The sequence below is a fragment of the Thalassospira lohafexi genome (assembly GCF_002844275.1).
Lineage (GTDB): Bacteria > Pseudomonadota > Alphaproteobacteria > Rhodospirillales > Thalassospiraceae > Thalassospira > Thalassospira lohafexi.
This window is the reverse complement of record NZ_NXGX01000002.1, coordinates 313,393-326,610: the sequence shown is the minus strand read 5'-3', so window position 1 is coordinate 326,610 and position 13,218 is coordinate 313,393. Positions and strand designations below refer to the sequence as shown.

At 51.2% G+C, this 13,218-nt stretch carries 12 protein-coding genes; 8 read left to right on the top strand and 4 right to left on the bottom strand.

The window, feature by feature from the left end; all coding sequences use genetic code 11:
* Window positions 1-75 precede the first annotated feature (75 nt).
* From COO92_RS05285 to COO92_RS05250, 8 genes are all read left to right on the top strand, one after another.
* Entirely contained in the window at window positions 76-1,056 is a 981-nt protein-coding gene (locus tag COO92_RS05285; protein WP_101300479.1) for an NAD-dependent epimerase/dehydratase family protein, read from the top strand.
* A gap of 48 nt (window positions 1,057-1,104) precedes the next feature.
* Window positions 1,105-2,088, top strand: a complete 984-nt coding sequence (locus COO92_RS05280) for a substrate-binding domain-containing protein (protein ID WP_101300941.1) — start codon at window positions 1,105-1,107, stop codon at window positions 2,086-2,088.
* A gap of 83 nt (window positions 2,089-2,171) precedes the next feature.
* Window positions 2,172-3,176: a Gfo/Idh/MocA family protein gene (locus COO92_RS05275; RefSeq protein ID WP_206186363.1), complete on the top strand. Its 1,005-nt coding sequence runs from the start codon at window positions 2,172-2,174 to the stop codon at window positions 3,174-3,176.
* Window positions 3,177-3,307: 131 nt separating this feature from the next.
* A complete protein-coding gene (locus COO92_RS05270; RefSeq protein WP_101300476.1) occupies window positions 3,308-4,255 on the top strand; it encodes a sugar-binding protein in 948 nt (315 codons plus the stop codon).
* 181 nt (window positions 4,256-4,436) lie between these two features.
* The gene (locus COO92_RS05265) at window positions 4,437-5,876 is read left to right on the top strand and encodes a sugar ABC transporter ATP-binding protein (RefSeq protein WP_240626349.1); all 1,440 of its coding nucleotides are present in this window, start codon (window positions 4,437-4,439) and stop codon (window positions 5,874-5,876) included.
* A 3-nt stretch (window positions 5,877-5,879) separates the two neighbouring features.
* Window positions 5,880-6,863, top strand: a complete 984-nt coding sequence (locus tag COO92_RS05260) for an ABC transporter permease (protein WP_101300473.1) — start codon at window positions 5,880-5,882, stop codon at window positions 6,861-6,863.
* A 66-nt stretch (window positions 6,864-6,929) separates the two neighbouring features.
* Window positions 6,930-7,670: an ATP-binding cassette domain-containing protein gene (locus tag COO92_RS05255; protein WP_101300471.1), complete on the top strand. Its 741-nt coding sequence runs from the start codon at window positions 6,930-6,932 to the stop codon at window positions 7,668-7,670.
* 26 nt (window positions 7,671-7,696) lie between these two features.
* Window positions 7,697-8,692 (top strand): ABC transporter permease, encoded by a 996-nt coding sequence (locus COO92_RS05250; protein WP_206186362.1) that lies wholly within the window; start codon window positions 7,697-7,699, stop codon window positions 8,690-8,692.
* Between the two features lie 176 nt (window positions 8,693-8,868).
* Here the strand turns inward: COO92_RS05250 and COO92_RS05245 are convergent, their stop codons facing one another.
* The 4 genes from COO92_RS05245 to COO92_RS05230 all read right to left on the bottom strand — a co-directional run bounded on the left by COO92_RS05245 (window position 8,869) and on the right by COO92_RS05230 (window position 13,214).
* The gene (locus tag COO92_RS05245) at window positions 8,869-9,642 is read right to left on the bottom strand and encodes an MBL fold metallo-hydrolase (protein WP_101300470.1); all 774 of its coding nucleotides are present in this window, start codon (window positions 9,640-9,642) and stop codon (window positions 8,869-8,871) included.
* Window positions 9,639-10,457 carry a TatD family hydrolase gene (locus tag COO92_RS05240; protein WP_101300469.1) on the bottom strand — a complete coding sequence of 273 codons (819 nt, stop codon included), beginning with the start codon at window positions 10,455-10,457 and terminating at the stop codon, window positions 9,639-9,641. Before COO92_RS05240 ends, COO92_RS05245 begins: the two co-directional genes overlap by 4 nt.
* Window positions 10,454-12,019 (bottom strand): methionine--tRNA ligase, encoded by a 1,566-nt coding sequence (gene metG / locus COO92_RS05235; RefSeq protein ID WP_101300467.1) that lies wholly within the window; start codon window positions 12,017-12,019, stop codon window positions 10,454-10,456. Before metG ends, COO92_RS05240 begins: the two co-directional genes overlap by 4 nt.
* 85 nt (window positions 12,020-12,104) lie before the next feature.
* Window positions 12,105-13,214, bottom strand: a complete 1,110-nt coding sequence (locus COO92_RS05230) for a DNA polymerase III subunit delta' (RefSeq protein WP_101300466.1) — start codon at window positions 13,212-13,214, stop codon at window positions 12,105-12,107.
* Window positions 13,215-13,218: the final 4 nt, after the last annotated feature.

Sequence of the window (13,218 nt, the reverse complement as noted above, 5' to 3'; positions counted from 1 at the left end):
CCGGTTCATTTATCGCAAGGTTACTTGACTCATTATTATTAATAAATATTATTAATTCAACTGGGAGAAAAATTAATGAAGATTCTGATTACGGGCACAACCGGAAAGGTTGGCAAAGCGTTCTTGCCAGCATTCCTTGAAAAACCGCAATTTTCATCCGCGGAGGTCGTGGCACTGTGTCACAACCGTCGAATTGAGGCGGGTGAACGGGTGGAGGTCGTGACCGGATCGCTCGCAGATCCGCAAGCTGTTGCATCGGCAATGGACGGTGTGACCCACGTGCTTCACATGGCTGCAGTGAAAGAAAGCCCCGATCTGGTGATTGATGTGGCGATCAAGGGAATGTTCCTGTTACTTGAGGAAGCCCGCCAGTCAGCGACACTAAAGCAATTCATCCTGATCGGAGGGGATTGCAGTGTCGGGCATATTTTCAAGGACTATCCAGCACCTATTACTGAAAACTCGCCGCGGAAAGCATACAGCGGGTGCTATGCGCTGACCAAGGTGATTGAGGAAGTCATGGTCGAGCAATATCAGATCCAGTATGGCCTGAACGGCACTGTTTTACGTGCGCCCTGGATCATGGAAAAAGATGATTTCAAACACGCGCTCTCATTCGGTCCAGACCAATTTGGTGGGCCAATCTGGAGTGATTTGATGAGTACGGGCAAGGCAGCGCGCCTTGGTCACGGGGGATTTGTTCCGTTAATGCGCGACAGCACCGGGGCGTCGCTTAAACGCAACTTTGTCCATGTTGATGATCTGGTTGCTGCCTTGCTGGCGGCACTGGATAACCCGCATGCAAAGCAGGAGCTTTTTAATATAGCGATGGATGAGCCGGTCGATTACGCGTCGGTGGCTGAATATCTTCTGCGGACGCGGGGGATGGAGATTGTTGAAATACCTACGCCATTTCATAGCAACTGGCTGGACAACACAAAGGCGCGTCAGGCGCTGGGTTGGCGGCCGCAAGTCGATTTCGAGGGGATGATCGAGCGCGCCTGGTCTTATGAAAGGAAGCCGAACGATCCTCGGACAATCTGGTATCCGGGGTAATCAACTCCGGGCCAGACCAACTAGGGAGAGCGAAACGTGAAAAATAAGATGTTATTAACTCTCACATCTGCGTTGATTCTTGCGACAGGTGTTGGTGCCGCAAATGCCAATGATAAAAAGACATTGGCCATTGTAGTTAAAGGCTTGGATAACCCCTTTTTCGAGCAGATTAATCTGGGGTGTCAGAAGTGGATGTCCGAAAACAAAGACTCGGAATATGAGTGCCTGTACACAGGGCCCGCCTCAAGTGCGGACGAGGCAGGTGAAGTTCAGATCGTCGACGATCTACTGACCCGTGGTGTTGCGGCGATTGCAATTTCACCGTCAAATGCGCCGGCAATGGCGAATCGCATCCGTCAGATCAATCCGGATGTGCCGGTGATGACGATCGATGCTGATTTCCTTGAAAAAGATCGCGATTTGCGTACGACCTATCTGGGGACGGACAACTACCTGATGGGTGTCAAAATGGCCGAAGAAGCCATGGCATTGAAACCGTCTGGTGGGTCTGTGTGTCTTCAGTTGGGGAATGTTGCCGCAGACAATATTAATGCGCGTGCCGCCGGCTTCCGGGACACGATTGCCGGCACCAAAGGCATTGAGCGCCTTGAAAGCACCAATGGCTGGACGGAAATCGAGGGTTGCCCTGTATTTACAAATGACCAGGTCGATCTGGCCAATCAGCAGATGGCAGATACCTTTACCGCAAATCCAGATTTGGACGCCTTTATTCTGATTGGCGGATGGGCCCAGTTTGCACCACAAGCCTATGCGCAAGTCACCGATCAGGTGATGCATCGTCTGAAATCCAAAGACATGATTTTGATTGCAGGCGATACGCTTCCTCCGCAGACGCAGGCTTTCCGTGATGGGCGTAGCCATGCTCAGGTCGGACAGCGTCCGTTTGAAATGGGCTACCGCGCGCCAGACGTCATGATCGAGTTGATCAACGGAAAATCAGTCGATGATCCGCTGTTCACCGGGCTTGATGTTTGCAATCAGTCTGATCCGGGCTTCTGCGCGGACAACTAACATCGAGAAATCATGAGCTGGGCCGGGTCTGCTTTTCAGATCCGGCCCAATTTTATCAACTTATGGCAAAGCAGGCAGTGGGCGTGGCAACAAGAAAAATCAACTGGGGCATTCTTTCGACAGCCAATATTGGGCTGGAGAAGGTGATACCCGCAATTCAGAACTCGGCTTCTTCGAATGTTTTGGGGATTGCATCACGGAGCGTGGAGCGCGCAACGCAGGCGGCTAGGGATCTTGGGATTCAAAAAACATATGCGTCGTATGAGGCCTTGATTGCGGATCCGGAAATTGACGCGATCTATAACCCGTTACCAAATGATATGCACGTAGACTGGACAATAGCCGCGGCAAAAGCAGGCAAGCACGTGCTGTGTGAAAAACCTATCGGACTGAGTGCGCAAGATGCCGAACGGCTTCGCAGTTGCCCAAAAGATGTAATGGTCACCGAAGCCTTTATGGTTCGCTACCATCCACAATGGCTTCGTCTCCGCGAAATGGTCCGAAGCGGAGAGCTGGGGCAGGTGCGCGCCATTCAGGCGGCCTTCAGTTACTTTAATGATGATAAGAATAACATTCGCAATCGCCCGGAAAACGGGGGTGGTGCGATGATGGATATTGGGTGTTACCCAATTACTGCTGGCCGTTTCCTGTTCGAAACGGAACCCTTGCGGGTAACCGCGTTGATCGAGCGCGACCCGCAGTTTAAGACCGATCGCACTGCGAGTGTCGTTGCGGACTTTGGGGGAGGTCGGCAGTTGTCCTTCGTTGTGTCGACGCAATTATGTCCGTACCAGACGTTAAATGTGTTCGGAACAAAGGCCCGTGCTGAGGTCATGATTCCCTATAATGCGCCAGCAGGCGAGGAAACAATCGTAATCGTTGATCACGGTGAAAGTTTCGACGGCAGCATGGCAGGGTGCGAGGTCATACCGCCATGTGATCAATACACCGAGCAGGCTGAGCAATTTGCCCAAGCAATTCTGACGCAAACACCATTGCCATACGGGATTGAAGATTCCATTGCCTCCATGCGCGTCCTTGACGCGATTTTCGCAAGCGAAGCCCAACAAAAATGGGTCAATGTCTGAGTTGAGATATCAACTTACGATTTTTTGACGAAAATAGCTTGATCCAATATTATTAATTATATTATTAATTAATCAGCACGAAGATAATTTATAAATACAGATGTGCTGGCAATTTATCGGGAGGACTAACAATGAAAATTGCATCAACAGTTGCGGCGTTCAGTTTGTCGATGGTTTTGGCAGGCGGAGCATTCGCACAAGAAAAACAACAACTGGCTTTTGTGGTTAATGCTGCATCTGACTTTTGGAAACTTGCCGAAGCGGGTGTTGAAGCTGCACAGGCTGAGCTACCGGAGTACGAGTTGCAGTTTCGCTATCCTGCACAGGGGACCGCTGCGCTCCAAAATGCATTGATGGATGACTTGGTTGCAGGCGGGACCGATGCGATCATGATTTCATCGGCAGATCCGAAGAACTCGATCGATGCGTTTAACCGCATTGCAGCCCAGGTTCCGCTGTTCACCACAGATAGTGATGCGCCGCAAAGCGACCGTATCTCCTATTTGGGGTCGTCGAACGTCGCTGCTGGTGTTCAAGCTGGTGAAATCGCGGTGCAATCTATGCCAGACGGTGGAAAATGCATGGGTTTTGTCGGTTTCCTTGGTGCGGATAACGCCATCGAACGTATTGCAGGGTTCCGTCAGGCAGTCGAAGGGGCAGGGATCGAGCTCATTGACGTTCGCGGCGATGATGTTGACTTTGCCCGCGCGCGCTCAAACGTCGATGACGTACTTGCGGCCAGCCCGGACATCAACTGCATGGTTGGGTTCTATTCCTACAACCCGCCTAAAATTTACGAAGCATTGCAGGCAGCTGGAAAATTGGGGCAGGTCACTGTCATTGCGTTTGACGAAGACCCTGTGACCCTTGGGGCTGTGCGTGAGGGCAGCTTTGCCGGCACGGTGGTTCAGGACCCCTATCAGTGGGGGTATCAGGGCATGCACCTGATGGCGGATTATCTGGAGGGTGATACATCGCAGGTTCCAGATGATGGTCTTATTATTGTGCCCACCAAAGTGATCGATAAATCCAATGTCGATGCATTCGAGGCCATCGTTAAGGAAAGAATAGGCGGGTAATTTCTTCCCCCTGCCTAGCGAGTGGGGGTGTGCGGATATGAGACTGCCGCCATGCCCACTCGCACCTTCTGTTGATATCGAAGACATTGGGGAGCCGAATGTAATGAGTGCAGTGCAGAGGCTTGATCTAAGACTGGAGGGTGTCACTAAGGTGTACCCAGGCGTCGTCGCATTGAACGACGTGTCTTTGCAGATCAAAGCTGGTGAAGTGGTTGGCCTTCTTGGGGAAAACGGGGCAGGTAAATCAACCCTCATGAAAATTCTAGGCGGCTTGATTGCGCCAACTTCCGGACGGATCATGTTGGATGGTCAGGAGTATCTCCGGTTCGATGTTCAACAGTCACAGCAAGCCGGTATCGCTTTCGTTCATCAGGAACTGAATGTTTTCGATAACATGGATGTTGCGGCCAATATCTTTTTGGGGCGTGAAAAGGTAAGGGGACCGCTGCGTCTTACTGATCTAAAACGCATGAATGAATTGACGCAACCGCTCCTTGATCGCGTTGGTGCACGGTTTCACTCAGACACATCGGTTTCGACCTTGTCGCTGGCGGAATGCCAGTTGCTTGAGATTGCGAAGGCTTTATCGATGAATGCGCGGTTGGTCATCATGGACGAACCGACGTCAAGCCTTACCCTGTCTGAAACCAATATGCTGTTAAAGGTGATCGCGGATCTAAAGGCGCAGGGGATTGCTGTTGTCTATATTTCCCATCGTCTGGGTGAGGTTGAGGAATGCGTCGACCGCGCAGTGGTTTTGCGCGATGGCCATAATGTGGGAACACTGGAACGTGAAGACGTTACCCATGATGCCATGATCCACATGATGATTGGACGGGATCTGAAGGCGCTTTACACACCACCTGCACAAATGTCGTCCAAACCAATCCTGTCGGTCAGAAACTTTTGCATCAAAAGCAAACCTGATCGTCCGGCAAGCTTCGACCTGATGGCAGGCGAAATCCTTGGCGTCGCAGGGTTGATTGGTGCCGGGCGTACGGAATTGGCCGAAGCCATATTTGGAGTTGGTCAAAAACTTGGCGGAGAGGTGTTGATAGATGGTCAGCACTTAAACGCGAAATCGCCGGCCGATGCGATTGCAGCCGGGCTTTATCTTGTTCCAGAAGATCGTAAACGTGCCGGATTAATTCTGGATTTTCCAACGGTTGAGAACATTACAATGGCCAGTCTTTCGGCCTTTACGTCGCACGGGCTGGTTTCGCAAAAGCGCCAGATTGAAGTGGCCGAGGTGCAGCGGAGTTCTTTGTCGATCAAGACACATGATGTTTGCCGCGCGGCCAATGAAATGTCAGGCGGAAATCAACAGAAAGTCGTTCTGGCAAAATGGCTTTCGATGGATCCGAAGGTGATCATTTTCGATGAACCAACCCGCGGGATCGATGTGGGGGCGAAAGCCGAGATTTACAGTTTGATGCGATCTCTGGCTGATCGTGGAGTAGGGGTGATGATGATATCGAGTGATATGGAAGAGGTGATCGGTGTCTCAGACAGGATTGTCGTAATGAAAGACGGGGTGATCACTGGGGAATTGCCACGCCTGAAATTTTCCGAAAGTAGCGTCCTTAATCTTGCCGTTGGCAGGGTACTGGAAGAGGCCTGAGAAATGCAAAAAAAAGACATCGGTTTGGCAGTTCTGATTATCGTTGTGGGTATCATTGTTTACATGCGAAACCCGCTTTTCCTTTCGCCAATTAACCTTGGTAATACGGCAAACCTGATTGGGTTGTTTGGACTGTTTGCCATTGGGCAGGGGTTTGTCATCATGACGGGCGGCATTGATCTTTCTGTTGGATCAGTTATTGCCCTGCTGGGCGTCCTTTTTGTCGATATGGTTGGCAAATTTGGCGTTCCATGGCCTTTGGCCGTCGCACTGATGATTGTGTTGGGGGTGGTGATCGGTCTAGCGCACGGCGTTTTAATAACCCGGTTTAAACTGCAGCCATTTGTCGTGACGCTATGTGGGTTGCTGATTTATCGCGGGATTGCGCGGGGATATACGGCGGAATCTACAGCTGGTTTCCCATTCGGGTCGAGCTACCCGCAACTTGAATGGCTAACAATCGGGCGCAGCTTTGGCGTGCCGCATTCGTTTGTTGCGATGCTGATCGTTGCTGCAATCATGTGGGTTGTTTTGCACCATACCGTCTTTGGTAGGCATCTTTGCGCAGTCGGCAAGAATGAAGAAGCGGCACGTTTCTCAGGGATCAATACCCGGTTTGTGACCATCGCGGCTTACGTAATATGTGCGGTGTTGGCGTCTATCGCGGCGATCTATTTCGCGATGTTCACCAAGTCTGTTCAGCCGTCATCGCACGGCAACTTTTATGAATTGTACGCGATTGCCGCGGCTGTATTGGGCGGATGTTCGCTTCGTGGCGGCGAAGGATCTGTGATTGGCATTGTTCTTGGCGCCGTGCTGCTGCAGGAACTGCAAAATCTTGTCAACCTGTTGGGAATTCCGTCTTCGCTGAACTTCGCAGTGATGGGCGCTGTTATCCTGCTTGGCGTTTTGGCAGATCAGCAATTTGCTGCCTATCGCAACAGAAAGAATACTGAGCGCGCTTTGGGTTTGCTGCAAAAATCATAAATCACAATAAGAAGCACTCTGTGCATTGCCTGATAAATCGGTACGGCGGCAGAGGAGGGGGGATTAATGAACGTTTTGGAATTAAAAAACATATCCAAAAGCTATGGGGCTATTCAGGCACTTAGGGACGTTTCTTTGGCGATTGAGCCCGGGGAAGTTGTCGGTCTTATGGGCGATAATGGTGCTGGGAAATCCACGTTGGTCAAAGTCATTGCGGGCAATTTCGCACCAAGTTCTGGTGATATTTTGATCTCTGATCAAAAAACGGTATTTCACAAGCCATTGGATGCCCAAAAAGCTGGTATCGAGGTCGTCTATCAGGATCTTGCAATCTGCAACAATATGACGGCCGCTTCGAACGTATTTTTGGGGCGCGAACCGACCCGTAAAATCGGGCCGATAAAAATCGTCGACTATGCATTCATGCGTAAACGGTCTGCTGAGTTGTTTGCACGTCTGAAGTCAGAAACCCGACCACGTGATTTGGTGCACAGAATGTCTGGTGGGCAGCGTCAGGCAGTTGCAATTGCCAGAACGCTTTTGAGTGATGCAAAGATCGTTCTGATGGACGAGCCGACAGCGGCGATTTCCGTTCGTCAGGTCGCAGAGGTTCTTAATCTGATCCGGCAATTGAGTGATCATGGGATCGCAGTGGTTTTAATCAGCCATCGCATGCCCGATGTATTTGAAGTTGCTCATAAAGTTGTTGTGTTGCGGCGTGGGGAACTTGTGGCCGACAAAAAAGCGTCAGACTCGTCGCCAGAAGAAATCACAGGCCTGATTACCGGGGCAATTGAAACAGCATGAGTGGAAATGAAAAAGGAACAATGAGCATGTCAGATCCTACTCTTGCTGATGCCATTAACCGTTCACAGCATCACGGATTGATCGCGCGCATTACAAGCCAGCAGATTTTCTGGGTGTTTATGGCTGCTGTGTTTGCCTGTCTTGCATTAACTATTCTCACAGACAGCTTTGCCACGGAACGTAATCTTTTCAATGTCACACGCAACTTTGCGTTTGTCGGGATTATTGCGCTCGGCATGACAGCGGTCATTGCCTCGGGCGGCATTGATTTATCGGTTGGCTCGACCTTGGTGATTTCTGCGATGACTGTAAGCGTCATAATGTCTGCGGGAATGCCGTTCTGGGTAGGGTGTCTCGCAGCACTTTCGGTTTCAATGCTTGTTGGCGCAATAAATGGCGTTCTGATCGCATATGCCAAGATGCCACCGTTTGTCGTCACGCTCGGTATGCTGTCTATCGCGCGTAGTCTGGCCATGGTGTTGTCGGACAACAAGATGATTTATGAATTTGGTCCTGACCATGACTTTTTGCTGTGGCTTGGCGGCGGCGCGACATTTGGTTTGCCACATCCGCTGATCATTTTGATCATCCTAGCGGTTATAACGGCTTTCGCGTTTCGTCAGCTGCGCTGGGGGCAGCATTTGTTCGCAATTGGGGGCAATGAGAATGCGGCTGTTCTGACCGGTATCCCTGTCGCGCGGATAAAAGTCAGCGTCTATATGTTTTCTGGCCTGATGGCCGGTATTGCAGGTGTTCTTGAAGTGGGCTGGCTTGGTGGTGTCACGACCAATCTGGGGCAAGCTATGGAGTTGACCGTGATTGCTGCGGCTGTGATTGGTGGGGCTAATTTGGCTGGCGGCGGCGGTACTGCATTCGGGGCTGTGATCGGGGCACTATTAATTGAAGTGATCCGAAACAGCCTCATTCTGTTAGGCATCAGTACATTCTGGCAAGGAACATTCGTTGGGGCATTTATTGTCATTGCGGTTGCGTTTGATCGCTTCAGGCAGGAGAAAACATAATAGTATCAATTGATAGGTGGCGTGAGTGGATATGTGACATTTAGTGTAGGGTTTGGGGCGCGCTGAAGCTACGGCTGGTTACTATTTGTCATAATATATATTATAGAACTAATCGGCATAGGAGAACGGAGCCCTTTTTCCTCTAACAATCCGGCTCCGTGAAACGCTCGTTCTGATCAGTTCACGTTAATAACAAGCCCGTCATACGCAGGTTCAACATTGCACGGTGTATCCGCCATCGCCTGCGCGTAATCAAACTGGATGCTCATGTGGGTCATATAGACCTGCTTGGGTTTGAATTCCTCAACCCAGCTCAACAGCTTTTCAACATGGGCATGTGTGTTGTGCGGTTTATGGCGCAGGCAATCGACGACCCAGACATCAAGATCATAGAGGTGTTGTTTGGACGCCTCGGGGAAATCAACCACGTCGGTCGAATAGGCAAACTTCCCGATCTTAAAGCCCAACGTCTCGCAGTAGCCGTGATCCTGAGAGAAAACTGTTATTGGGACCCCTGCTGCCTCAAACGGTCCAGAGATCACATGCGGCACCAGTACCGGTTTAAAAAAGAACGCGACGCCATCAGGAAGCGGCGTAAAGACATAAGCAAACCGATGATCAATGTCCGAGATTGTCTGCGCCGATGCGTAAATGTCGATCGGTTGTCCCATTGCAACATTGAGCCAACGCACATCGTCAATACCATGGACGTGGTCGGCATGCGCATGTGTAAACAGGATTGCGTCAAGATGATTGATATCGTGAGACAATGCTTGCTGACGAAAATCAGGTGTTACATCTACCAGTATCTTCTTGCCGGCTTCCTCTATCAGGATTGAGCTGCGCAAGCGTCGGTTTTTAGGGTTTTTCGGGTCGCACTGCCCCCATCCCAGGCCAACAGATGGCACACCATTTGATGATCCACAGCCCAAAATGGTTATTTTCGTCACTGTGCGCTATCCCCCAGCGCCAGAAGGTTATTGCGATCGGCCTTGGTAAACAGATTAAAGAAATTATCCGTTGTGATGCGGGCGATTTCTTCGACGCTGACACCTTTAATTTCCGCCAGTTTTGCCGCCGTATGGGCAACATAACTGGGTTCATTGGGTTTGCCGCGTTTTGGTACAGGTGCCAGATACGGCGCATCTGTCTCAACCAGCAACCGATCCAGCGGTACATCTTCAAGGGCGGCACGGATTTCCTTGGCGGAATTAAACGTGATGATGCCCGAACACGAAATGTAAAATCCGATTTTCAAGGCTCGTTGCGCCAAGGCCGCAGAACTTGAAAAACAATGGATAAGGCCGGGAAACGGCCCCTTTTCATATTCTTCTTCAAGAATATCCATCGTGTCATCATCCGCGTCCCGGGTGTGAACGATCAAGGGCAACCCGGTTTCACGACAGGCCGCGATATGCGCACGGAAGCTTTCCTGCTGTGCATCTCGCGGGGCATTATCATAGAAATAATCAAGGCCGCTTTCACCGATACCAATGATTTTGGGATCAGACGCCTTTTCGATCAGGGCGTCGGGGGTTGATATCCCCTCCTCGCCCGCCTCGTGCGGATGAACCCCGATCGTGCAATAAATATGGTCTGCCTGCGCGGCAACCGCACGAACCTGATCGAATGTCGTCAGTTTCACGCCGATGCTGACCATCATGCCAACACCGGCATTTTTCGCACGCGCGATGGTTCCGGCAAAATCATCGGAAAATTGCGGGTAGTCCAGATGGCAGTGGCTGTCGACAAGGGCGACATTCATGCCTTCTCTCCTTCGGCTTCCGGGTCAACAAAGCGTGGGAAGACGCCTTCCGGTTTGGGTAACTCGGTGCCAACTGCCAATGCGTGATCAGGACCAAGGGTTTCAAAGCCGCGTTTGTCATCGGCAAGAACCAGAAGATCAAGAATCTTGGCAGCAGAATCCGGCATAATCGGTTGCACAAGAATCCCGACATGGCGGATGACTTCGGCCAGAACATAAAGAACCGTTTCCATGCGTGCTGGATCGGTTTTCTTTAGGCCCCAAGGCGCCATTTCATCGACATAGCGATTGGCATCGCCCACCAGGCTCCAGATTGCTTCAAGTGCCTTGTGGAAGGCCTGTTCGTCAAACAGCGGACGCACGGTACCAAGCATGTCGTATGCTTTGCCAAGGATATCCTTGTCAGCATCGGTGAATTCACCGGGCGTCGGAACCGCTGCATTGCAGTTTTTATAGATCATCGACAACACGCGCTGGCACATATTGCCAAGGTCGTTGGCCAATTCACTGTTCATCCGGCTGACCATGGCGCGATGGCCAAAATCACCATCATTACCAAACGGGACTTCGCGCAGCAGGAAATAACGGGTTTGATCAAGGCCATAGCGTTCCGTCAGATCATAAGGATCAATGACGTTGCCGATTGATTTCGAAATCTTCTGACCTTCGTTGGTCCACCAGCCGTGCGCAAACACACGTTTGGGCGGAGCGATGCCCGCTGCAAGCAGGAATGCCGGCCAATACACAGCGTGGAAGCGCAAGATGTCTTTTCCAACCATATGCAGGTCAGCCGGCCAGAATTTTTCAAGTTTAGCCGGATCGACGTCTGGATAGCCAATGGCGGTCAAATAGTTGGTCAGCGCATCAAGCCAGACATACATGACGTGATCTTCATCATTCGGTACCGGCACACCCCATTTAAAGCTGGTGCGTGATACCGAAAGATCGTGCATGCCCCCCTTAACAAAGCTGATGACTTCGTTACGACGTGAAGGTGGTGCGATGAAATCGGGGTTGTCGTCATAGAATTTCAAAAGACGATCACCCCAAGCCGACAGCTTGAAGAAGTAGCTCGGTTCCGACACCCATTCGACCGGGGCTCCCGTCGGTGCGATTTTTTCACCGTCTTTTTCGATCAGTTCTTTTTCGGCGTAGAATGCTTCGTCGCGGACCGAATACCAGCCGTCATAGGAGCCAAGATAAATCTCGCCCTTTTCGAGCAGCGTATTCCACAATGCCTGACATGCTTTCTTATGGCGTTCTTCCGTGGTGCGGATGAAATCGTCATTGGAAAAATTCATGTGTCCGGCCAGATCGCGAAAGTTCTGCGACACTTGATCGGTAAAGGTCTGCGGATCAATGCCTTTGGCCGCAGCAGATTTATCGACTTTCTGACCGTGTTCATCCGTACCAGTCAGGAACATCACATCAAAACCGTCAAGGCGCTTAAAGCGGGCCAATACGTCACATGCCAAGGTGGTATAGGCATGGCCAATATGTGGCTTGTCATTGACGTAATAGATCGGTGTCGTGATGTAATAGGGCTGTTTGTGCCCGGTCATGGCCGCAAATCCTTCGCGCAAGTCGTGAAACAAAACGGCCCGATTGGGCCGTGATGGTCGAAATTTCGATTATTGGTCGTTGATGTCAGTTTCGCATGGTTTCTTCAAGCATGAAGAATGCATTCAGCAAGGCTTGTTTACGATCAAGATGCAAACCACGGGTCGCGCCCATCAATTCGTTGATCTTTTCCCATACCTCTAGCCATTGATCAAGCGGTTGCGATGCAGCCATACGCTGCATGGCTGGTAATTCACCGTCAACAATCTCACGTGGGGCTTGGCCAGTCGCGGCAAAACGGATCATCCGTGCCAGCCACCAATGCAAAAGTTCAGTGATTGTCGCAAACGATGCATCCTTATCGGCGGCGGAAAAACGTTCGGCAAACTTGTGTTGTCCGGCGACATCTGCATTGGGGAGTGCGGCAATAAGGGTGACCAATTCGGTATACAGCTCAAGCCCGCCAACTTCGTGAAGCTGTAAGGCGCGGCCGACACTGCCTTCTGCCAAACCAGACAATGCATCACGATCGCCAAGATCCATATCCGGGCAATAACGCCCCAAAAGGTCAACAACCTGATGTTCTTCAAGTGCCCCAAGATTAAGACGGCGACAGCGCGACCGGATTGTCGGCAACAACCGGCCCGGATGATGCGCAACCAGGATCATCAGGGCGTTGGCAGGCGGTTCTTCCAGAACCTTCAAGATCGCATTGGCTGCATTTCGGTTAAGCTCGTCTGCGGCATCGACAATGACAACGCGCCACCCGCCCTCGGCCGAGGTTTTCGACATAAAATTGCCAACTGTCCGCACACTGTCTACCGTGATTTCGCCCTGTAGACGCTTTTTCTTTTCATCGTATTTGCGTTCAATGACCTTAAGGTCACCGTGCCCACCACCCGCGATACGGCGAAAAACTGGATTTTCCGGATTGACGTAAAGACCGTTTGGGCTGTCACCAAATAACCCTGCACCACCGTCCTCGCCCCCACCTGAAAGGATAAAGCGCGCCGTACGGTAGGCAAGTGTCGCTTTGCCAACCCCGCGTGGGCCGCACAATAGCCACGCATGATGCATGCGTTTGCTGTTCCAAGCATCCAGAATGGTTTTCTCGGCCTCTTCGTGGCCCAGAAAGGCATCGTTTTTGCGTGGGGAGAAAATGTCGTCTTCGGTTTCCGTCTCGTCAGCACGGGCCATAAGG